Origin of the sequence: Faucicola osloensis, assembly GCF_020041925.1 — a bacterium.
GTDB lineage: Bacteria > Pseudomonadota > Gammaproteobacteria > Pseudomonadales > Moraxellaceae > Faucicola > Faucicola osloensis_D.
Genome location: NZ_CP083409.1, coordinates 795,468 through 819,729, shown reverse-complemented (window position 1 = coordinate 819,729; position 24,262 = coordinate 795,468). Strand labels below are relative to the sequence as shown.

The 24,262-nt window shown below is 44.3% G+C and carries 10 protein-coding genes; 5 read left to right on the top strand and 5 right to left on the bottom strand.

The window, feature by feature from the left end; all coding sequences use genetic code 11:
• Nucleotides 1–88: 88 nt before the first annotated feature.
• Genes LAJ61_RS03550 through LAJ61_RS03535 form a run of 4 tightly spaced genes read left to right on the top strand, consistent with a single transcriptional unit; the run spans nucleotide 89 to nucleotide 4,446 of the window.
• Nucleotides 89–1,105, top strand: coding sequence for a DUF58 domain-containing protein (locus LAJ61_RS03550; RefSeq protein ID WP_224054495.1), 1,017 nt, complete (start codon nucleotides 89–91; stop codon nucleotides 1,103–1,105).
• Nucleotides 1,102–3,168: a transglutaminase TgpA family protein gene (locus tag LAJ61_RS03545; protein ID WP_224054494.1), complete on the top strand. Its 2,067-nt coding sequence runs from the start codon at nucleotides 1,102–1,104 to the stop codon at nucleotides 3,166–3,168. The genes LAJ61_RS03550 and LAJ61_RS03545 overlap by 4 nt, the downstream gene beginning before the upstream one ends.
• A 59-nt stretch (nucleotides 3,169–3,227) precedes the next feature.
• Entirely contained in the window at nucleotides 3,228–4,010 is a 783-nt protein-coding gene (locus LAJ61_RS03540; protein ID WP_224054493.1) for an SIMPL domain-containing protein, read from the top strand.
• Nucleotides 4,011–4,044: 34 nt separating this feature from the next.
• The gene (locus tag LAJ61_RS03535; protein ID WP_224054492.1) at nucleotides 4,045–4,446 is read left to right on the top strand and encodes a hypothetical protein; all 402 of its coding nucleotides are present in this window, start codon (nucleotides 4,045–4,047) and stop codon (nucleotides 4,444–4,446) included.
• 58 nt (nucleotides 4,447–4,504) lie between these two features.
• Here the strand turns inward: LAJ61_RS03535 and metH are convergent, their stop codons facing one another.
• Nucleotides 4,505–8,272: a methionine synthase gene (gene metH / locus LAJ61_RS03530; protein WP_224054491.1), complete on the bottom strand. Its 3,768-nt coding sequence runs from the start codon at nucleotides 8,270–8,272 to the stop codon at nucleotides 4,505–4,507.
• Nucleotides 8,273–8,456: 184 nt separating this feature from the next.
• Here metH and LAJ61_RS03525 point away from each other — a divergent pair, with 184 nt between their 5' ends.
• Nucleotides 8,457–9,143: a hypothetical protein gene (locus LAJ61_RS03525; RefSeq protein ID WP_224054490.1), complete on the top strand. Its 687-nt coding sequence runs from the start codon at nucleotides 8,457–8,459 to the stop codon at nucleotides 9,141–9,143.
• A gap of 164 nt (nucleotides 9,144–9,307) precedes the next feature.
• Here the strand turns inward: LAJ61_RS03525 and LAJ61_RS03520 are convergent, their stop codons facing one another.
• The 4 genes from LAJ61_RS03520 to LAJ61_RS03505 all read right to left on the bottom strand — a co-directional run bounded on the left by LAJ61_RS03520 (nucleotide 9,308) and on the right by LAJ61_RS03505 (nucleotide 24,240).
• Nucleotides 9,308–15,340: an SdrD B-like domain-containing protein gene (locus tag LAJ61_RS03520; RefSeq protein WP_224054489.1), complete on the bottom strand. Its 6,033-nt coding sequence runs from the start codon at nucleotides 15,338–15,340 to the stop codon at nucleotides 9,308–9,310.
• A 201-nt stretch (nucleotides 15,341–15,541) separates the two neighbouring features.
• A complete protein-coding gene (locus LAJ61_RS03515; RefSeq protein WP_224054488.1) occupies nucleotides 15,542–18,268 on the bottom strand; it encodes a beta strand repeat-containing protein in 2,727 nt (908 codons plus the stop codon).
• Between the two features lie 37 nt (nucleotides 18,269–18,305).
• The gene (locus LAJ61_RS03510) at nucleotides 18,306–18,782 is read right to left on the bottom strand and encodes a hypothetical protein (protein ID WP_409034984.1); all 477 of its coding nucleotides are present in this window, start codon (nucleotides 18,780–18,782) and stop codon (nucleotides 18,306–18,308) included.
• A gap of 676 nt (nucleotides 18,783–19,458) precedes the next feature.
• Nucleotides 19,459–24,240 carry a prealbumin-like fold domain-containing protein gene (locus LAJ61_RS03505; RefSeq protein WP_224054487.1) on the bottom strand — a complete coding sequence of 1,594 codons (4,782 nt, stop codon included), beginning with the start codon at nucleotides 24,238–24,240 and terminating at the stop codon, nucleotides 19,459–19,461.
• Nucleotides 24,241–24,262 lie beyond the last annotated feature (22 nt).

Genomic DNA, 24,262 nt, shown 5'->3' with positions numbered 1-24,262 from the left:
TGTAAACGTGTTTTAGCGTTAAAAACTTTCTCATTGCTGTATTTTTATTATTTGATTAAATCATCCCAATTAAGAGCCCGCGCCTATCATGTTTGCCATTCGCCAGCGACTTGAAAACTACTTGCAAACATGGTTTAAGCGTCGGGCGCCGGTCAGCCGCGACATCACCCTCAACCTACGCAACGTATATATTTTTTTGAGTAAAGAAGGATTGCTGTACGCTTTTTTACTCATCATTCTCTTTGTCGCAGGGATTAATTATGCCAATAATTTGGTGTTGGGTTTGTGCTTTTTGTTGGGTAGTCTACTCGTGGTGACTATCCATTATACCTTTGCGCACTTGGCAGGGTTGCAAATCAAATTGGTGGATATCAGCGATACACAAGTGGGTGACAAAGTGCAAGTGCGACTGCAAATTAGTAGTGAGTCAAGCCAGCCGCATCGGCAAATTCGGTTAAGTTTTGCCAACAACGCCTTTGACTTTAAACAGCCGATACGCCGCAAACCCAATGCACTGTCCGAACCAAATGATTGGCTGTTGGTCAGTCAAATACAAGCACCGCAACAGGTGAGCTTATGGTTAACAGCCGACAAACGCGGCAAATTTGTGTTACCCAGACTCACGGTGAGTACCGTATATCCCTTAGGGATTTTGCAAGCTTGGTCGTATGTGTTTTTTGAAGGACACGCGTGGGTGTATCCTGCGCCACTGCGCTATGAGATGAAAGCCAGTCAGTTTGTGCCATCTGATGATGAGCAAACCGCTGCCTTACACACCCAAGCAGGGCAGGAAGATTTTGACCAGCTGGATAATTATGTCCCTGGGGAATCATTGGCACGTATTTCGTGGGCGCATGTCGCGCGCGGGCAAGGACTCATGTCAAAACGTTTTGTGGAGAGTGTGGGGCAGCAGCAATTACTTGATTACTATCAAATGCCTGCGGTGACGCACGAAGAAAAACTCAGCCAGCTGCGCTACGGGGTGGATAGTTTGACCCAAAGCCAAATCGCTTTTCAATTGCGACTGCCTGATGGTGAAGGCGCAATAGGTGAAGGACAAGCATTTCGTCAGCAATGTTTGCTAAGATTGGCAAAAACACCATGAGTCAACCTAACCCAAATCGCGCTAGCTTAACCTTATCTCAGCGCCTAAACCAAATCTCGGCGTATCAGTGGATATTGCTATCTCAACTGTTGATTGTGGCTTTTCACGTCAAAAATTTACCCATTTGGCTATCGGTGTATGCCTTTTTTATTATCCTCTTTCAATTGCAACCGCTGCGACGTTGGTTGCCCAACGCTTTGTATCGTCCGCGCTCATTACAGTTGATACAGTACACAGGATTCATTGCAAGTTTGGTGGGGCTGTATTTGACCTATCGTACCGCCTTTGGATTGGATGTCGGTATCGCGTTTTTGCTATTGTGTGCCGTCAGTAAGCTACTTGAATTGCATACCAGGCGTGATGGCTATGTAGTGCTGAGTTTATCACTGTTTATATTGGCAGGGCTGTTTTTAATCAACCAAGATTTGATGACAACGCTACAAGTAGCGATTGGCACGATGGTCGTGCTGTTTGCCATGATTGCGCAAAATGATGATGGTACGGGACGCTACCGCACGCTCGGCTTATTGGTCGGTCAAGCCATTCCTCTGACCATTATTCTGTTTTTATTTTTTCCCCGATTGCCGCCGCTATGGTCGGTGCATTTGAGCGGCGCGCAAGCAAAGACCGGCATGTCAGATAGTATGTCACCGGGCGATTTTGCCAACCTCAGTCAATCGACTGAATTGGCGTTTCGGGTGGAATTTGGCAATCAGCAGCCAAGTCAACAAAATTTATATTGGCGCGGTTTGGTATTTTCTGATTTTGATGGCACCACCTGGCGCGCCAATCCTCGCATCTCGCTTTGGACGCCCGATCAGCCGATTGCGGATTGGTTGTTGCCGACGTTGAAGCTGAGTAAACGCTTTACTTTAGCCGTTATCCCTGACTATCGGGTGATTTTGGAGCAGACGGGACAAAATTGGTTGTTTGGGCTTGATTATCCGATAACCAACCAAAAAGGCATTGGGCTGACGTCGGATTTTACCCTGCGGTATTGGGATACTGTCAATCAGCGTTTCACTTATCAAGTGCATTGGTTAGATGATGCACCTATCAATTTAGCCTTATCTACCCAGCAGCGTCAGGTCAATTTAGCATTGCCAGCAGGCGGTAATCCGCAAAGTCGCCAATTTGCCCAGCGACTCTATCACCAAGCAGGCGATGACCCAATTGCCTATACCAACGCCATCGCCCAATGGATGCGTAGCCAGCAGTTTCGCTACACCTTATCACCCCCTACCTTGGGCAATAATCGCATCGATGATTTTTTATTTGCTACCCGTGCAGGGTTTTGTGAGCATTATGCGTCAAGTTTTACTTACCTCATGCGAGCGGCAGGTGTACCTGCTCGGGTGGTAGCAGGGTATCAAGGTGGGCAGTTAGGGCGTGATGGCAAAAGTTGGGAAGTACGCCAAATGGATGCCCATGCATGGAGCGAGATTTGGGTGCAAGGGCGTGGCTGGGTGCGTGTAGATCCTACGGGCTTTGTCGCTCCCAATCGGGTCGAGCAAGGGATGCAAACGGTGGCCCAAACGGCTGGGGCGCAGCTATTTGGTGATGGCGTGGCAGGGCAAATTAGCTATCAACAGTTTCAAATGCTGCAGCAAGCGCGCCGCTTGTTTGACCAAGCTAGCTACTATTGGCAACGCGATGTGGTCGGCTATGACCAAGACCGCCAGCGGTCATCGCTGTTCAAATGGCTCAATATCCAATCTGTCTATCAGCAAGTGATGGTAATGTTTGTCACCCTTGTGAGCGTTCTTGCGCTATTGGGATTGTGGCTGTGGTGGCGTCGCCGCCGCGTGTGGGATAAGCATGATTGGATTATGGTACAGTTATCCAATCGCTTGGCAAAAAAAGACAAAACGCTTGCAAGGCAGGATAGTGAAGGGGTGCTGGCTTGGCTTACTCGACTTGAGCCAAAAGTCACCGATAGGGAAGCCCTTCAAGCACTTGCCGCGCTATATCGACAAACCCGCTATCAGCAGCCCACGGATAACAAACAGTCCATGCGGCAATTAGACAATTTGGCGAAAACCATCACGCTAAAAAAACATTAATATTCAATATTTGTTTGCTATACTCTATAGGATATAAATAAATATAGGGTTCACGAGAGATGAATAACTTACCTACGCCACCGCCACAAACCGATAATAAAAATTCATTACCGCTGATTATCTTTGGCATTATTTTGGCGCTTGGTCTTATCGCTGCGGCATTTGTACTGGGCATGCAGTTTAAGAATCTAAAACAGTCTGGCACGATTACCGTCAAAGGCTTGGCAGAAGCCCCTTACAAAGCCAATCTTGCCCAAATTCAAATGGGTGTCAGCGCTTGGGGACAAGACTATGCAGGTGCGCTCGCCAATGGTAAAAATGACTTTAAAGCGCTGCAGCAGTTTGTGGCAAGTAAAGGCTTTAGCGTATCTAGTCAAAATGTCACGCCCATAAGCGTTGAGCCGTATAATGAGGACTATGTGGATGAGCAGGGACAAACTCGCACCCGCCAAAATGGCTATAAAGCCACGCAAACGCTGTCAATTAGCAGTCAAGAACTCAATAAAATCACCAATATGCTCGCTCAAGTACAAAATTATCGTATCAGCCATGAATCAGTGACGTTTGAAAAGCCGCAATATCTGCTCAATGACCTTGAGAAAATCAAGCATGATTTGATTGCCAAAGCCACCGATGATGCCAACAAACGCGCCGAAGAGTTTGCCAAAACCGGTCATGCCAAAGTGGGGGTGATGCGCTCAGCGTCGCAAGGGTCGTTTAATATTTTGGATGCGCATAACCCTGATACCGATGATTCGGATTATGGTGGCACGTATGATAAAGATGGCGTGGATAAATTGGTGCGGCTCGTTGTCACCATTGATTATGCGATTGAGCAGTAATTGAATTATTTCTGAGCTTTAAAAAGAAAATTTTATGAACAAGTTATTAAAATTGTTGTCGCTGACTGCACTAACCTTGCTATCATCAGCAAGTTTTGCCCATGAAAATCCTGACCAAACTGGGACTTGTTATATTTTTAAAAACAATCAATTAAAAGCTAAGCAAAGCTGCGTTATAAAAACGGGTGGTGGTGCAGGAGGTATGTATACCATTTTACAAATCGGTAAAAATTCCTATCACTTTGAAACCAGTACCATGTCGGAGAATTATCCGACTGTCTACTATGAAACTGATAGTAAAACCAAAGAGGTAGTTGAATACTCACGGAATAGTAAAACGCTACGTATTTTATCGAATCAACAAATGGACAAAGCCAAAGATCCGCTATGGTGTTATAAAACCAAAGACAATAGATTAGATATTTGTTCTAATTAATACTCAGTGATAAAAAACGACAACCCTACATTGTCGTTTTTTTAGCTTTAACTTTAACTTACAAATTCGGATTTAGCCATTTTTCTGCGGTAGCTTTATCCCAACCCTTTCGTCTAGCATAATCTTCAAGCTGGTCTTGACTGATTTTACCCACATTAAAATAATCACTCTCTGGGTGACTATAATAAAACCCGCTCACGCTAGAGGCAGGGTACATCGCATAGCTTTCTGTCAAATACGTCCCAATGGCATTGGTGGTATCAAGCCAGTCAAACAGCTTGCCTTTTTCGGTATGGTCAGGGCAGGCAGGATAACCCGGCGCAGGGCGAATACCGGCATATTTTTCTTTGATGAGTTCATCGTTGGTTAGGCTTTCATTCGCTTGATAGCCCCAATATTGCTTACGAATCAACTCGTGCAAATGCTCGGCAAATGCCTCAGCAAAACGGTCGCAAAGCGCCTGTACCATGATGGCACTATAATCATCGCCTTTGGCTTTATAGTCATTGGCAAGTGCTTCTGCGCCAAACAATGACACGGTAAAACCACCGAGATAATCGGTTTTTTCAGGACTGATAAAATCCGCTAGGCTGTAATTAGGTTTACCACTGGCTTTATCAGATTGCTGGCGTAAATGCTCAAAGGTATGCGTGACATGGCCTTGCTCATCGAGTACCTGCACCGTGTCTGAGCTTGGGCGTTGGGCAGCGCTTAGTTTAAACACCGCTTTAGCTGTGACCAATTTTTCCTTGATTAATTTGTCAATCATGGCTTGGGCATTGCCGAATAAGTCTTTGGCTTCTTCCCCGACGATGCTATCATCAAAAATTTTGGGATATTTGCCGACCAATCCCCAAGAGATAAAGAAAGGTGTCCAGTCGATATAAGGCAATAAATTTTGTAACGGATAATCGTCCAAAATGACTTGTCCTAGTTGGTTGGGCTTAGGCGGCGTGTAGTTCGCCCAGTCGTATTGGAAACCGTGTTCAATCGATTCGGCATACGACAGCTTTGCCGCTTTGGGTTGGCGATTGGCAAGACGTTCACGGACTTCGCCATACTCTTGACGCAGCTCGTTGATAAAATCGACGCGTTTTTCTTTGGATAGTAAGGTTGTGGCTACGCCTACTGCGCGGCTGGCATCGGCAACATAGACAACCGCATCGTTTTGATAGTTGGGCTCGATTTTTACCGCGGTATGGGCTTTTGAAGTCGTTGCACCGCCAATCAGTAGAGGCAGATTAAAGCCTTGCTCCTGCATTTGTTTGGCGACATATACCATTTCATCAAGGCTTGGGGTAATCAAGCCTGACAAGCCAATGATATCGACATTTTCATCTTTGGCGACTTGTAGGATTTTTTCACAAGGCACCATCACACCCAAGTCGATGATGTCATAGCCATTACAGCCGAGCACCACCCCGACGATGTTTTTACCGATGTCATGCACATCGCCTTTCACCGTTGCCATGAGCACTTTGCCTTTGGTTTCGCCTGCAACTTTTTCTTTTTCGATATACGGATTAAGCCATGCCACCGCTTGCTTCATCACACGGGCTGATTTTACCACTTGCGGTAGGAACATTTTGCCTGCCCCAAACAAGTCACCGACCACATTCATACCGTCCATCAAAGGTCCTTCGATGACGTCTAAGGGACGGGGAAATTTTAGCCGTGCTTCTTCGGTGTCTTCATTGATATAGGTGGTTACCCCTTTGACTAACGCGTGTTCAATGCGTTTTTCTACGGGCAATTCACGCCATGACAAATCGACAGTGCTGTCTTTTTTCTTACCGCTTAAATAGTTTTCTGCCACTTGCATCAAATGGTCGGTGGCGTCTTGACCGGACTCGCCTTGGTTACGGTTCAAAATCACGTCTTCAATGGCGTTTCTAGCGTCTGGCTCGATATCGTCATACAGCTCTAGCATGGCTGGGTTGACAATCCCCATGGTCATGCCGTTTTTGATAGCATGGTACAAGAACACGGCGTGAATGGCTTCACGAATGGGATTGCCGCGAAATGAGAACGACACATTCGACACACCGCCTGAGACCATGGCGTTGGGCAAATTATCGGTAATCCATCGGGTGGCATTGATAAAGTCTAAGCCGTAGTTGTTATGCTCTTCAATCCCCGTGGCGACGGCAAAAATATTGGGGTCAAAGATGATGTCTTCACTCGGAAAACCGACTTCATCAACCAAAATATCGTAGGAGCGTTTGCAGATTTCGATTTTACGCTCAAAGCTGTCCGCCTGTCCATCTTCATCAAACGCCATGACGATAATTGCCGCCCCATAACGCTGACATAGCTTGGCTTTTTGCACAAACTCTGTCTTGCCTTCTTTTAACGAGATCGAATTGACCACAGATTTGCCTTGTGTGCATTTAAGACCGGCTTCGATGATGTCCCATTTTGACGAGTCAATCATCAGCGGTACACGGCTGATATCTGGCTCACTGGCAACCAAATTAACAAAGTGAATCATCGCCGCCTTGCTATCTAGCATGGCTTCATCCATGTTGATATCCACGATTTGGGCGCCGCCTTCGACTTGGTCACGAGCCACGTCTAATGCTTCGGTGTATTGTTCGTTTTTGATGAGACGCAAAAACTTCTTTGAGCCTGTGACATTGGTACGTTCACCGACATTGACAAACAGGCTATCACGGGTGATGTTGAAGGCTTCGAGTCCCGACAATCGGCAAGCTGGCTTGTAGTCTGGCAGCTGGCGTGGGGCAAAGGGTGACGTCATCTCGACAATTTTGGCGATATGTTTAGGGGTGGTACCGCAGCAGCCGCCCACGATATTGACCAAGCCAGATTTGGCATAGTCGGCAACCATGGTGGCAGTTTGCTCAGGCGTTTCGTCATATTCGCCAAACTCGTTGGGCAAGCCTGCATTGGGGTGAGCGGAGACAAAAGTTTCGCACACATCCGACAAGGTTTTGATATGCGGCTTTAACGCATCTGCACCTAGCGCACAGTTAAACCCAATCGAAATCGGCTTGGCGTGGCGGATTGAGTTATAAAACGCCTCGGCAGTTTGTCCCGACAGCGTACGTCCCGACGCATCGGTAATGGTGCCCGAAATCATAATCGGCAATTCAAACCCAATGGTCTCGAACACGCCCGTCACCGCAAAAATCGCTGCTTTGGCATTTAGGGTATCAAACACGGTTTCTATCAAGATGATATCGGCACCGCCTTCAATCAAAGCATAAGTCGCCTCAGTGTAGTTATCAACCAGTTCATCAAAGGTGACGTTACGAAAGGCTGGGTCATTGACATCGGGTGAAATCGAGCAAGTGCGAGAGGTGGGACCAATCACGCCTGCGACAAACCGCGGTTTGTCTGGGTTTGTCGCAGTGACTTCATCACACACTTGACGGGCGAGGGTGGCGGCGGATTTATTAATCTCATAGACGAGATTTTCCATGCCGTAGTCTGCCATTGAAATTTGCGTGCCATTAAAACTGTTGGTTTCAATGATATCTGCGCCTGCCTCAAGATACGAGCGGTGAATATCACGGATAATATGCGGCTGGGTGAGTACCAGTAAGTCATTGTTGCCTTTGACATCACGTCCAAAGTCTGCAAATCGCTCACCGCGATAGTCTGCCTCGATGAGTTTATAGTTTTGGATTTCTGTCCCCATCGCCCCGTCAAGGAACAAAATCCGCTGCTTTAACAGGTCAGCTAAACGGACTTTGTTAGTCGCTTGTATGGCTTTGAACGGAAAATTGGCAGGGGGTGTGAGTTGAAAATTGACTGGGTCGTGGGGTTTGTGACTGGTAGGGGCGTTACTGGTGCTAATGCTCATCGAAAGGCTTGTCCTGATTCAAATTGTCATAGGTATCTGTTAATAAGTCGATTATAACATTTTGTCGCCGCTCAATCGTTAGATTTGTGGAATAAGCGGCTCAAGTGAAAGTTTACAAAAAATTTAACTTGAGCCGGACGGCCTATCGTGGAAGGATAAAGCAAACCCAAATTTAGTTAGTGATATGTCCAATAACTTATACTCAATACTGGTCACGATTGCCAAGCTTTATAATGTCGCAGCCGTCATCATCGCTTTTTATGTTGCGCCCAATTACTTATTGGCCGTTGGTATCATTGCCGTAATCACATTTTCTATGGTGGTTGGCTATGCTGCAAAATCGCCCAAAGACCTGCCAAGCTTAAGGGTGTTTTTCACCAGCCATGCCGTTATTGCCTTGATGGCCATCGCTATTGCCCATTTTTTCTCCATCACTGACACGCCACTTGAACAAAAAGACTGGCAAACCATCACCGCTACAGTCCCCAAACAACCTACCGAATTGGTATTTGCCCAGAGCAAAACGGGCAGCAGCCGTGATGAGTTTTTGGTGTTAAATGGCAAGCGCTTTCGCTGTTTGGAAACCGACGGTTATCATTCGAGTTGCCCAAAAGCCTACCCGTTGGCCGGACATACGGCCAGCATTCACTATGCTGAGGACTACCCGTATGGGTTTATCGTCTATGAGATGAGGGTGGCCGACCAAGCGCTTTATAGCATTGCTGATTATGATAAAGGCGTTCAAGCCATCGCGGCCAGGCGTCGCAAAGGTGATCAATGGTTATTGATTCTGTTTGTGTTACCCGCTGTTATAATGTATTTATTAAACAAAATAAATAGATTAATAACGCATAAATCAAGCGTGGGCTAGTCACCAGTCAAACACTCATTAATACTGGTAGATGCAGCAATCAATAATCCATAATCAATAAGTGAACTAGTCCTAAAAATACAAAAACCAACGTTAGGGCAAATGTAAAACGGACAACGTATCATCGTTGTCCGCTTTGTGTTGGGCACTTTTTACCTTAACAATTATTTGATGGCTATTTGTTCGGCAGTCGCATCAAGCTGATTGGCGATTGGACGTTTTTTATTGAATAAATTTTCATCAAACTTAAAGCGTAGGCGTAAATAAGGCCCTTGAGTAGTGGTGTCGCTATCAATTAAGTCCTTATCTGAATAGCCAGAGAAATTATAGCCAGCTGATAACCACAGGTTTTGCGCTAATAGGTAACCCACTTCACCGCCTAATAGCCAGCGTTTACCATCGCTATTATTACCCCATAATGCGCCTGCGCTCACGCTTGCATCCCAACGATGGTTTATATCATAACTGGCTCTACCACTTAATAACTGAACAATGCCGCTAGATTCAAGCTCGTTAAAATCGACATTGAGTTTTTTGATGGCGTATTGACCAGAAAAATGCCAGTCTTGATCAGGGTGATAGTTGGCTACTGTCGAGACGATATAAGCCTCACGTTTGACAGGGCTGTCCAGTTCAGTTTCATCGTTTTCATACCGATACTCAAACTTGCCTAACGCATCAAAGCGATTTTGATCGGCATCACGGTAGGCAGCACCAAGTTGAAAACGATCCAAAGTACGATCACCGGTGTCTTTGGTGTTGCTACTAACCTGGCTAAATATATTTTTGGTGAGCAAAGTCACATCATCATTAACCTTGTAGGCAAAGCCAAACGCGCTAACGGTATTATCTGACTGTGTTGCCCATCGTTTTTCTAAGCGTCCAGTGGCTTTCCAGTTTGGGTTGGCAAGATACTCAACACCTAAAGAAGCAGCCGTAGCATCTTGTGAGGTATTGTCCTCACCTTCTAAGACCTGCACTTTTTCTAAGCTGGTATTAACAAAAACCCCTTTGTTGATTTCCCAACGATTGCGTAAACCCAACGCCGCTTCAGCTTCACGCGCAGAAATACCATCACGTACCCGATATTCACTAAAGACGCTTGCATCTTTGCCATACTTGCTATCGATACCCACTACCGTACTATTACGCTGCTGGGTGTCATTAAGCTCATAATTGCCGCCTAAACTTGAGATAAGCTCATGTCGCGCGTAAAGTCTTGCTTTATCATTAAGTTGGTAGTTACCACCCAATGCCAAAACTTTGCGGTCACTCTCTTTAATATCTTGCTCATATTCTACAAAGGCATTGGATCCTTTAGGTAACTGGGCGGTAACTTTAGCGCGAGCAGTGGTGCCACTATAAGGTGTGGCTGAAGCACTGGTTACACTGGCTGGTTGGTCGGTTTCACGGTAATAGCGCATTCCCAGCTCGAGTGCTATGATACGGTTCAGTGCGCGTTCAATACTTGCTGATAAACCATCACGCACGCCACCATTGTTGGTATCCTCAGTGCGGATCGCCTCAGCCTTAATAAAGCCTAGCTTATCAACGCGACTTTGTAGTTTTAGTCCACTTTCTTTGCGACCCGCGGTAATCACTGCATCGGTGTTGTAAAACCCTGTATCTGCTTGCTGGTGATAAGCACGCAATTGGGTATTGTTGATGCTATGCTCAAGCTCTAAGCGATATGCAGCACCAGAGGTTTCACCCGATGCATTGGCAGTGGTATCATCCTCTGGGTTGGTAGTGCGATCGCTATGCGCGGCTTCAGCCACAAATTTCGAGGTGGGCGATAGTTTGACCACGATATTGGCACTAGCCAGTGATGTCTTATTCAATGGGTCATTACTATTTACGTAGGTACCGCCTACTTTAACTTTGTCATTGAGTTTATGACTGCCGGCAATGCCCGCTACTGTGTATTCTTCACCGCCCTGATCGGTCTCTGTAGTCACACGCAGATACACAGGATTAAGCTCACTATCGACACTTGGGATTGCGGTTTTTAAAAAGATGCTGTTACTGTCAGTGTCAACCTCATAGTCACTAAAACGGGAAAGTAGTGTCCGCGAGATGATCAACCCTGGGTTATTACGATCACGGATGATAACTTCAACCTTTTCACTATTGCGCAGCACGCTATCGGTATCAACTTTGCCTAAGCTATAAGGCCCTGTGATCCCCAAGCCACGCTGTTCGTTTGTTACTTGCGTTGCAGTGGTCTTGGCGGCAAATGCTGTGACTTTATTTTGGTCATTTTCAACATTGACACTCAGACCTGTTAGCGAGCGATTGTATTGACCCAGTGAGATGCCTTCATCTTGCTCAATGCGAGTCGCGTAATCGCCGTATAGGGCATACGAACGACCTTTATCTACGCGTACATAAAGTTTACTGGTAGATTGCGCATCAAAACCTTTAGCTGCTGCATCGCCGTACACTGGGTAGTATTCATCTGGCCGGATATCACGGAATAGTCGTTGACCTTTGCTTTTATCTGAGTCATAGCTTAAGGTTAATAGATACTTCCCCTTTACCTTGCCTTTTAAAAACAGGGCCACGCGTCCATGGGCACTTTGCTTATGATTATCAGTATCTGCAATTTCATATAGCTCTTCTTCGAACCCATCACGGCTATCAACTTGGCTTAAGTTTTTTGGATCAAAGGTTTTGAAATTAACGCGACCTTCGACAATACCGGCAACGATTAAAGGACGTAGGTCAGGTAAAAATTGTACCCGCTGATTGGCATGATAACTGCCGCTTTCAACCTCTAACATCCCTTCACCTGGTTGACTTGGGCTTTGAATCGGTACCAACAAGCTACCGCCCTCAATAAAGGTTTGAATGCCCGTTTGGTCAGGGTTGACATCTTTAATTTGAATAGTACCAATAGTACTATTAAGCGTGACTGGAGTACGGCTAGAGACAGGTGTGCCAAACTGATCAACAACCTTAACCACCGCTTGATAGACATCGCTACCATTGGCAGCTACATCTTGTTTGGGGGAATCAATACTGATTTTACTCAAATTATCGGGCGCAATGACAGTGATGGCACGGGTAGCGCGGATATTCCCCATCATATCAAGCTGACGGACTTCAATTTGATTTTTACCTATCGCTAACGGCACACCGATATAGTCAAAACCTGCAACTTGAGAGTCTGGCAATACGGCTTTTTTACCAATACGACTCTCTGGGACTTGCTGACCATTGACCCATAACTGCAACTGTGCACCTGCCATTCCTTTGATTTGAATGGTGGCTTGGTTGATTGGTAGAATTTGACCATCAGTTAAATTTAAAATTTGCAGCGAGTTATTGGTTGCTTCTTCTAGGGTTTGTTCAAGGTTCAAGGTTTTGATTGCAGCAACGGGTTCAATGCTAATACGGCTTAACTGATTTTGTGCTGTTTTAGTAAGTTCAACATTACAATTACTGCTAACACCTTCAGCGGTAATACAGCCACTGGCTGGTTGTCCACGTACATCACTAACAGCGTAGTTGAGCGGATCAGTTGTTAAGTCAGCACGGATTACTTGCTCAAGATTGATGTTATCTTGTTCGATTTTTTTCTTGCGTTCAGCAACTTGTTCAAGTAGAGATTGGTTGCAGGATTCGCTGTTATTGTCATCTGTATCGACAATGGCAAAATCTGCGCGATGCAGTTCGCCACGGCGTAAGTCTACAAAGCGGCTACCTGCATCACCGGCTTGACGATTACTGATAAGGCGCAGTTTGCTTTGAGCGGGAAGGGTAGTACGGTCAAGTTTTAATACATGTGTCTTGGCACTAATACCATAAAAATCATATTTACCTTCACGATCGGTGATGATAAAACTGCCGTCTTCCAAATATAAGCGTACACCTGGTACACCTTGCTCACCATTATCTTGGATACCGTTTTTGTTGCAGTCGACGAACACTTTACCAATGATGAAACCATCTTGAATTAATGCACCGGGACGCACATCAATTTTGGCTGATGCCTCATTAGATGCTTGTCCCGCTTCATCTTTTGCCTGTACGCGGTTGACACCATCGCCATTTAATGCATTGGGCCCAATCTGTACTCGATATTGGACTTTAATTTCAGTATTAGGCTTTAAGCTACCCACACCGAGCTTGAGATAAGGTCCTTTACCGCCAGCTGGGTCTGCCACTTTGATACCGTTAACACGCATACTACCAACTGTGTAGATAAATCCACGAGGCAGTGTATCTGTCATCGCAACTGCTTCAGCGCTGTTACTGCCTCGATTAGCGATAGTTACGGTATAATCAGCAAAGTCTCCCACTTCCACGTTATTAACACTTGCTGCTTTATTAACGAATAATTGAGTATTAACCTGTTGCTGCGGGTCAATAGGAATATCGATATTTAACGCAGGATCACCACTATTTAAGCTAAAGCTACCACCATATGAGTAACTCTCATGGACAAGCTTGTCTTTTGCAAAACTGGCAATTGGATAAGTGGACTTATCACTGGTAAAAGTATACTTGATATTGCCCGGAATAGTGCTGGTGTCTACTTTAAGGCTGTAAGTCCCTACATTGACCAAAGGATAAATGAAACCACCGTCAGCATCGGTAATTTGTTTAGCGGGGATAGAAATCTGCTTGCCTGTCGTCAAATCTAATTTGAAAGCTACATTGTTGCCAACCGGTTTTCCATCTGAGCCTAATAAAGTGACTGTTGCACCCGCAACTGGTAAGCCAGTCTTGGCGTCAAATACAAAACCATAAGGGTCAATCAAGACAGTTTGGACCACATCTTCAATAGATTGGGTAGATTGTTCATTCTGATCTAAACAGTTGATTAAGGCAACATCGACATTGTCGCGACGCACAGATTGTAAAATCTGATCATTGGTATTGGCTTTGCTATTAGCCTCGGTAGGCAGTTGATATTCATAGATGCCACTGTTGGGCATTGTTTCAATAGCAATGACTTCAACAATATCACCAGTTTTTGGTGAATGGACACGTAGCTTAACTTTGTCCAAGGCGTTACGGTCAGCGTTACACATGGTTGCACTGGCTTTAATAGATAGGGGTGCACCAAGGGTACTCGTGGTAATTGGGGTGGTAAAATCTCTTGATGTAATGGCTATACTTGCTTTGCCAGCAACTTGGGTATCAATTACATTTGATTGTAAGAATTGTGTTTCACCTGCCGCATTGTTGTACTGAACACCAAACTGATTATCAATGACAGTTTGAGCGGTATTGCTATTCATGGTTACAGTTAAACTTAGACGTTCGGCTTGAGAGCTTGCTAAGGAAGGGTAACCAACAATTATTTCATTTAAAGTACTAAGATCGGCAGGTGGCTTTGTTGTATAGCTATTGTCACCAGTACGATATAGCACGAGCGCATTTGGATTTACCACTGTTAATGATTTGTATTTGGTATTTGGTGGTAACGGATTGATCAATAATATCATGGGTTGCAATTGACCATCAATCGTTACAGTAGTCGGCATAATAGCTGTTGAGCCTGTATTAGACATCTCCAAATTATATGTGATATCAAAATTTTTAGTACTATTGGGATCAATACTAGTGCGATCCGAAAATTGACGCAGTACTAAGTTCGGGGCTACTACCTGCATAGCAAGTTCAGTCTGGGCTGTTACGGTACTATCTTCAGCAATGGTGGCACGCAATGGAAAACTTAATTGTTGATTATTGCTTAAAGTAGCATTTGCAGTAGCCACTACCCATAAAACAACTTGCTGATTTGCACTCAGGGCTAAGTCTTTATCAGCTAGTCGATCATTACTGTCAAACTCGCCATTTTGATTGCTATCAACATACACTTTGATATTAGAAAGCCCAGTTTGGTTAAGCGATTCGAAACTCACATTGACTGGGGCGTTACTATTATTGGTCAAAGAAGTTGACCAAATGACCCGCGAACCTGCCTCAACTTTTTGTGAAACAGTGGGTGAAAGGTTAATCACATACAACGCATTGATATCAACGCTTACCGTATTAGATTCTATCGTTTGTTGACTGCCATCAACGTCATTAAAGGTGACATACGCAGTATTTTTAATAATTGTATTAGTATCGGGTAGGCGCGTTTGTGCTTGCGCTTGATGTGCCGTTAATATAGCTGCAGTAAGCGATGACAACAAAAAGGTTGTCTGGATACAACGATGTTGTAGAGATAAAATAACCAATGACTGCTACCTACTATAGTAATAAACTAAAAAAAGGTGAGTAATTTACATGTTTGACTAATTAATACTTAATACAAATTATGGCGCTTATACCATTTATCTAAAAACAAATTGATAATCAATCGGATAAAGTGCTATAGCCATACGATAGTAGGCTATAGCAGTTAAATTAAAAAAATGGGTTAAATAAAAGATTGGTTATTAATTATCAATTTTAACAACAAATTTCAATTGTGCTGCTGCGTTACCATTCAGGGTGCCTACATCATTCTGAATCGCACTACCAATAACAGTTACTGTACCTACTGTGGCGTTATTGCTTGCAGAGCCTGATACTAACGTCGTATAGGTTGGTACGGTATCATTGATTTTCACGACTGTTACAGGTACATTGCCTTCGTTCGTTGCAGTAATGCGATAAGCAACACAGGTACCTGGCTTGGCTGAAATGGTGTTTTGTGAATAAGCACCCGGTACGCCTGAAGTACAATCAGCAATGGCTTGTTCCTTGACTAAACGAATTTGACCATCATTCACAGTTGTCAAATCAGTATTAGACACAGGCGCAGTAGTAGTGCCAGAAACAGTTGTTGGGCTTACAGTTAGTACATTACTGTTTTGCACCCCTGCATTCGCATTGGCTGGTGCCTCGACCTTGATAAGTAGCTTGATTGATTGACCAGCTTCTAAGCCTGATATACTGTTATTATCCGCATTATAAGTAGCAATCAATGCACCCAAATCATTACCAGTAACTAGCTCGTTGTTATCGGCAAGACCATTGTTGTTGAGATCTACATATAAGGTTGTAGTCCAACCAGATTGGGTATTGGTCAGCGTATATGGCAGAGATCCTGCTGTAGTACCCTCAGTGATAGTACCATTATTGGTTAAGGTATGAGTGTAGGTTACAGTGCCACCTGGCGCTACTTGACCAACATTATCTGCAGCCAAAGACAGTGAACGTTTTGCTGACACCACGACTTGGTCAGTCATGCTATCACTCAGACCCGTCGCTGGCGAGCTTACCGTAAATACCACATTTTGAGTAATTGGTGCTTGATTGGCAGATGGTGTCACTACCGCAATCAAATTAACCGTTGAACTTGCAGGAATATTACCGGTATTAGTGATTGCCGCACCGTCTGGTACACCATCTTTATTGGCATCAACATAATACTGAACAGTCCAACCACTTGGTAATCCAGTGCTGCTTAGATTAAAGTTATCCGGTGTGGCTGAAGTATTGGTAACACTCAACGGGAAAGTAACCGCAGTACCTGGCGCGGTGGTTTTAGTATCCACCGGTATACCGGTATCTTGACCCGATGAACCGGCTGTTGGGCCACCGGTAGTTGTATTAGTGTTGTCGCCGTTGGTCAAGTCAACAGTCGCCTTAACAACATCAGTAATCACAAGCTTGATAGTATCAGTTGCTGATGGGTTAGATACAGGTGTTAATGTTAATGTTGTTACATTAGTAATACTGGCATCGGTCTCTGAATAAGTGCTTGGTAATGTTACTTTAGCGATAACATTATAGGTTCCGCCGGCTGCTATTGGACCCGTATCAACAACACCGTCGCCATTAGTATCGGTCAGTGGTGTTACACCATCAGACTTGAATAATTGAACAATGCTACCGCTTGGTAATGCTGACTTATTAATCGACACATTAAAAGTTTCTGTAGCGGTACCTGTGTTATGGACAACGATTAGATCAGGACCACCATCAGTAGAGCCATTATCATCACCAAATACTACCGGTGTACCTTGCGTCGTGCTCGAGTTGATGGTGTCATCATTTGTCGGTGTCAGTGTCGGCGGCACAGGTTTATCAGCATACACATCGGTTGCTGAGTCGTTAATGGTACCTGTATAGGTAAGCGTTGGCGTTACAGTCGTTTGGTTAGACTTGGTTGGGGTAGTGCCTGATGGGGTATTGGTTGGGTCATTATTATCATCAATGAATATTGATGCAGTGTTGTTAACGGTGCTATTGTTGCCAGCATTTGCTTTAACAGTGAATTTTACCGTACCCGTTGAGTTAGCGGGCACATTAGTTAAAGACACATAGACGGTCGTGCTATTACTATCATAACGATAGTCAATACCTACAGGGTCACCACCAGTAGCGTCAGTCAAAGCAGTTGATGAACCACTCCACAAACCAGAACCCGGATTATAGGTAACTGTATTTGGTAAAGTATCTTGAATGGTAACAAATGGCGCAGCACCATTACCGGTATTTTTATAAGTCAATGTGTAAGTGATATCACCGTTTGGTGCCACGCTAGCCACACTCGCACTCTTTTGAATCTGCATTGAAGCACCGGCACTCACGGTTACAGTGTCGGTGTTAGAGTCTTTAACTGTTGGATCAAAACCCGCGGTAGCGTTTAAGGTATACTTAGCTTTTTTACCATCAGCTTGGTCCACAGGCACCGTTGATACCACAATGATACCTACTGACTGATTCGCAGTTAAGGTTACTCTATTGCTGACATTATTGATGTCAATATTGTCGTCAGGTACGCCATCTTGATTACTGTCCAAATAAATATGGACGTTGTTTAAATCAAAGTCGTCGCCGCCCAATTGTGACACACTTAAAGTAAAGGTGTCTGTACCATTACCGGTATTGGTCAATGTATGTGATAACGTCGCTGTGCCATTTGGATTGATAGTGGCATTACGGTCAGCCACTAGCGTGAAGCTAGATACTTGTAATACTATGGTTTTGACTTGATTTGAAGTAACGGTTTTGCTAGCGCCATTACCATCAGTATAGCTTGCAGTTGCAATGTTGCTAATGTTAGAACCTGCAGTTGGCGCAGCTGCTTGTGCAGTTGGCATCAACGCAGCGCCACCTGCTGCTAGCGCAATCGAAGCAGCTAATTGATTAAGACGCGGTAAAAATTTTTGCATTAATATAGACCTCTAAAATGATGGATGTTTATGTGGCTTAAGGGGTGACGTTATTAACACGAGTTTGTGCTGAAACGCTCACTGATTTACCAGCAGGTACTTCAGCAATTGTCCATCGCAATGCACGATAGTCTTGTAAGGGTACATTAACGACTTGGTTGCCTACCTTGCGTTTTAGTGGCATAGCAGCAAAGTTCACGCCGTCTGTGCTAGCTAACGTTGCGCTTGGGGTAGATTTGGCTAAGAATTGAGTAGCTGGCGGTATAGGTAAGGTGGCCGTTAAGTTTTTTATAGATTTACCTGTATTATTGGTATAGACCGCGCGATATTCGATAACGTCATTGGGTTTTACCTTAGTGACTGGCTGTGCCACGATTATCCCTTGAGCATTCTGGGTCAGTTTATTGGCAGTAAGCGCCACACTTACAGGCTCTTTTTGGGGTGTCACTGCGACTGATACCCCTGTAATGCCAACGATGGCTGCTGTAACTAATAATGTATTAAATGCACGCACTAGACTAACTCCTGCTTTCGATAATACAAGTTATCAAAACTGTACTGATATTAAGTATATCGACATGGTATTTACTAGATAATGAAAGATAGCTATGGGCAGTAATCATAAGTTGTGGTCATTTCAGACTTAGCTTGCCCAGTTATTACCTAACAAAATAATGTTGACCTATTTATATGCCAGTATCATAAATGATGACTAATACTAAATCCACAGTTGCAAGAATTAACATTAAACAAAATGACTAAATGATTGTTTTATCGAATAAGCGGTATATCGTTAGTTAAATAAACTCGTTTTTTTAACTATTTTGCCCTAGTGAAATACCATTTATTGGGATGAATGGTGATGGATAAAAAATCAAATACCACAGGTAAAAAATACACTAATCTAATTATTTCCATGAAATAATTAAAAAAGTCAATATTATTTTTGACATTATTATTTTTTTTAAATTTAAAAGTCTGAAGAGCTTATATTCGTATCGGTTATTACAGCATAGATCTGATCTTACATTCTTACCATGTTTATGCAAAATTTCTGATTAATTACATATTGTTAATGGTTGCAAATATGAAAAGGCACCTTTTCAAAGATGCCTTTCATGGTTTCATTAACAATACTTGATAACCCTAGCCAGTGGCTTAAAAATTTCATAAGCCTTGAAATCCATTTTTTAGGGTATTGATACACAATACCTAACAGTACCACTGGTCGCAGGTGGTAACCTGCCAGACATTGACCATCTCAGTGAATTCCCTGATTGCGTAGGGGTACAGGTTATTCCTGTCGGCGTAGTGTTACAAGTTTGACTTTGAAATACCATACCCGTTGGTACGCTATCTTTCACCATGACATCAACCAAATTTTTAGTGCTGTTATTGCGATAAGTAATTTCATACTCCAAAAAGTTACCATTGCGGGCTTGGTTGGCAGTGACAAAAGCATTGGTATCGTTAACAGTTGATGGACAACTTGATACAACACGCACGCCTTTTTTCATATCTAAGCCCGCACTACCTACCAGCGTGGTATCTGCCACAGTGTTGCTAGTTACAGGGATATTACCTGAGGTTGCAGTGCCATTAGCTTGCAAGCTTAAGATTTGTTGTGCCCCAGCGCTGGCATTAATGGGTACGTTGACACGGTGAACCACACAAATCGGCTGAACCGGGTTAATAGTTCTTGCGCCTGTTAGTACAGTTTCGCCCACATCGACTTTGCCATTACAGTCGCTATCTAGATATATAACAGATTGCCAGGGTTGGTCAGCATTATTGGCAGGCTGCTGGGCGGGAATGCTATTAAGCGAATTCATAGTAATGACCGCAAGGCTACTAATTTTATGTGGATAATCAACCACGCCGCCAGCGATTGTGGTTTGTTGGTTATTCGGTGTTATCACCAATGCCAACTTAGCATCGCCAAAATTGTTATTGGGGTAATTAAAATTGCTGGTTTTATTTAGCGTGATAGTGTCAGTTGATAAATTGTAGCTGCCAGCTGAGCCCGCCGCGCCACTGACTGAGGTATAGCCTGCGGCGTTTGTGGCTACAATAGCAAAATTACTGGTTAATTTTTCTGGGGATACATTAAACGTATAATCACCTGTGGCATTGGTTAAAACTTCGGCAATAACTGTACCTGCATTATCCTTTAATTGAACTTTACTACCCGCTATGCCCGTTTCACCGGCATCTTGTACACCATTGTAGGCATTATTATTGACAGCTGTGGTGCCACTATTGTCTTCAAATACTCTCCCGCTAACAGTAATTTGTTTAAGCGTATTGGTAAAACTACAAACAAAATTTGCCCCAGGTTTTAAATAAGTAGGGTCAATGGTCAAGGTTGAAGCAGAAAGACTGCCAATGGGATTGGTAGTATTACCAGAGATACTGGCATTATTGTCTATACAACTGGCACTTGAAAGCGTAAAACCCGTGGTGGTCAACTCATTGATAACCAGGCTATTAGTGATGGTTTCTACATGGTGAATAACGTTACTGGTCACAGCGGTACCTGCTGTCGCTGTTGTCACGCTATCAGAACTTGTTGAGGCGTTAGTCACATTAAAGTTAAATGTACCGACATTGCCAATCGAGGTTTTAGCGATTTGAACCCGTGGCTGTATTTTGTCCGTATCTGATGTAGTACATGTTTGTGATGCGGCATCAAAGCTACGAGTAATATTGCTCGATGCATCGCTCACACAGGCAGTATCCAATGCCGTAACACTGGTTGGCGTCTTCACACTGGCATTATTTGTCACTGAGCTGACGGTAAGTGCATTTAAGGTGACTGGTACACTAAGAATGTATTTTTGCCCGCTAGCTAGCACTGGTAAGGCATAGCCAGCTTCAAGTTGATTGACATTTGGGGTAGTCGCTGCGGTACATTGATTGCCATCAATGGTGCTACAAACGGGCGTACCTTTGGTCATATTAGTAGCCAAAGGGTCTTTTAGTATAGCGCCTGTGACATCACTGGGTCCTTGATTTTCCACAGTTAAGGTATACGTGGTTTGGCCGATTGCATTGACCGAATCGGTATAATTGGTTTTGGTGATGACCAACGCTGCTGCATCAATGATATTGATGCGAGCGTTTTCACCAACATTGGTAATATTATTTATACCATCTGGCAAGCAACTGCCATTGGTAAGCAAACCCAAGGTGCCAAAGCCACCTGCATTGAGCTCCCCACCATCATTGGTACCCTTACCATTCCGGTTGGCAATACGATAAGTCAAAACGTTATAACCCGGTTGTAGGGTGATAGGCACTGTAAGTACATACGAGGAACTTTGCCATCCATTGATTCCCCCCAAAATTGTATTGGAAGTATTTGTTTTATTTTTTAGCATTATATAGGCACTGTCATCGATACTTTGCGAGCTAGTTCCGATACAAGCAGTAACAGGAAGATTGGCTTGGCTATCTGGCACAAGAATCCCTGTTTTGACCTCCCAACCGCGCCGATTATCAATCAAACCACTACCAATACTCAATTTGACACTAATGTTGCCCAAAGTGGGTAGTAACCGCTGTATAGTCGCTGGTTGGTTGGTCGTAGCAGCGTAGTAAGTAGAGTTGTCGCCGCCAGCGGATGAGGATTTTAAATAGCCCCCTGTTGGACTAGACTGATTAGCAGGCCAGGCTAATGCCAACTCGGAGCCTTCCCACATTGGTCCATAAGTATTGGTATTTGAGTTACCAGTCACCGTGGTATCCGTTGTACGGTTAAAACCCACAGCAAATGCACTATTTGCAGGCGCGTTGGTTAATTGTGTTTCTTCACCCCAGATACGATAGGCGCTTTCACCCACACCACTGCCGGGATTGAGTTCATCACTGCCAGCACGTACCACGCCTTCAATCTGTGAATTGTTTAAATTTGCAGTAGTGGTAGTGCTATAATTCACCAGAAAGTTAGCACTACTGCCATTGGCGAGATAGCCTAATGGGCACTTCCAAATTTTTGGCGAAGTCTGGGTCACGTTACACACTGTACCATTGGATAAAGTCACACTGGTAATGGCGACACCTGCAGTTGGCTGCTCGGTATAGGTAGCGAACGTATTGTTGGCGCCATCAGGACCATTGTTAGTGATAGTAATAGTTTGCTGTCCGCCTGCACCTCGCCGAATCGTCGGAATATTCGGACTGATGGCTAAAGCTGCCTCCCTAATATTCGATTGGAAATTTATTGAATTTGAAGCCAGTACCGTATCGGTATCGGTCGACGTACATATTCCTGTTGCCCTATTGAATATACGCACATATCCATTATTGCTGACACAGCTAGCACCACTATTGATATAATTATTGCCTACATCGACTGAAGCAGCGTTTGTGACTGAGCCACTAGTTACTGTCACAGTTGCCTGTACAGTCAATTCATAAAAACCACCATTACCCGGAATACTGGGTAATGTATAGCCGTTTGAGGATTCAAGCTGTGCAATGCTAGGTACTGAGCTAACACAGCTATTGTCTGGCGCTTTGGTACAAGTGGGTGTGCCAGTAACTTTAGTGAGACCAGCGGCAGCTGGATCCTTTAAAATTGCCCCCACTACTGGGTTGGGTCCATCATTGTGTACGCGTAATGTGTAAGTCGTTGTTGCCCCAGAAGCAACTTGGTCGAGCCCATCGGTTTTGCTGATGCTCACATCAGTAGCAGGCGAACCACTACCGAGGCGTGTCTCAACCGATGCGCTGTTGTTTGTAGTGACCGAATCTGTGATACCATTTGGTGGTGATACAGTCGCTGTATTAGTAATATCAGCATTGGATGTGGCAGTAGCTTGAATGGTCACCACACAACTTGCACCTGATGCACCAGTAAAGGTACCGTTTAACGTATTACCATTGAATGATGCACTTGCACAAGTGCTACTGGAAACCGTTGGGTTAATTAATTCTGTGGGTAACGCGTCGGTAAAGGGTGCGCCGTTGACATAACTGCCATTATTATTAATAGTTAGTTGATATTGCACCACACTGTTTAATGGTACTGTAACTTTGGTGGCGCCAAATGTGCCGCTGGTGCCGACTCGTTGAGTTTTAGTAATGCTCAAATCGGTAGCTGCATCGAGGGATAATGGCGATATGACAAAAGCATCACCTGCCTGAGAGTTATCATCATCCCAATAGCTACTACTACAAAATCCTAAAAACGTACATCCGCCTCCATTACCATCGCCCCGAAGATAAACATTAAAGGTAAGCGTAGTTACTGGTCCGCCTTTAACCTGTATACTACCACTGGCAGCGCCCGAACCGGTGGTACCAGATATCGTGCTAGCGTTATTTAAGATTTTGTTAGATTGAACCGTCAACTCACCACTACCAGAGAGTTGGTTTAAGGTATACCCTGATGTGGTTAAATCAAATTCGGTTGAAAACCCCAATCCACTACGAGAAGTGCCACCTAAACCAGAGAGATGAATGACTGGGTTGATGATTGGACTGCTATAGTTAATCGTCATAGTACCCATCAAGTGCCGCCCGTTTATGGATTTATTGGCAGCTTGTAGTCCTTGAGTTGCGATAAATACTTGAGTGCCATAGTTACTGGTGGCGCTTATACCTTTGCCAACAGTCGTAGTTGCCGTTGAGGTAAATATACTGCTGCTTGTATTGCCGAATGCATTGAGCGGTGCCCATGAAGAATATCCTGTAATAGTATCTCCACTCCCGCTATTGGCACCAAACATCATGGCATTGCCGTTTGGTGCGCCGCCTGAAACATTGGTATATTGTTGATTGCTAAATGCTACGGTCGCAGTAATCGATGGTGAAAACGCTGTGCTATCATCATCATTGGGGTTATTGGCATTAAGACGTACGGTTGATGTCTGCGCAGCAACAGTTGGACCGCTACTACTGGTCGCACTGCCACTGAACATTTCAAGTGATGAGGGCGCAGCATACGCAAAGCCACTTAAGATGAGCATAAAAACTAAACTCATTAAGGTG

Bases quoted from the DNA above. Each gene is read 5' to 3' on its own strand.
- LAJ61_RS03545 (WP_224054494.1), top strand. From the start codon at position 1,102: ATGAGTCAACCTAACCCAAATCGCGCTAGCTTAACCTTATCTCAGCGC.
- LAJ61_RS03540 (WP_224054493.1), top strand. From the start codon at position 3,228: ATGAATAACTTACCTACGCCACCGCCACAAACCGATAATAAAAATTCA.
- LAJ61_RS03515 (WP_224054488.1), bottom strand. From the start codon at position 18,268: ATGCAAAAATTTTTACCGCGTCTTAATCAATTAGCTGCTTCGATTGCG.
- LAJ61_RS03525 (WP_224054490.1), top strand. From the start codon at position 8,457: ATGTCCAATAACTTATACTCAATACTGGTCACGATTGCCAAGCTTTAT.
- LAJ61_RS03535 (WP_224054492.1), top strand. From the start codon at position 4,045: ATGAACAAGTTATTAAAATTGTTGTCGCTGACTGCACTAACCTTGCTA.
- LAJ61_RS03550 (WP_224054495.1), top strand. From the start codon at position 89: ATGTTTGCCATTCGCCAGCGACTTGAAAACTACTTGCAAACATGGTTT.
- metH (WP_224054491.1), bottom strand. From the start codon at position 8,272: ATGAGCATTAGCACCAGTAACGCCCCTACCAGTCACAAACCCCACGAC.
- LAJ61_RS03505 (WP_224054487.1), bottom strand. From the start codon at position 24,240: ATGCTCATCTTAAGTGGCTTTGCGTATGCTGCGCCCTCATCACTTGAA.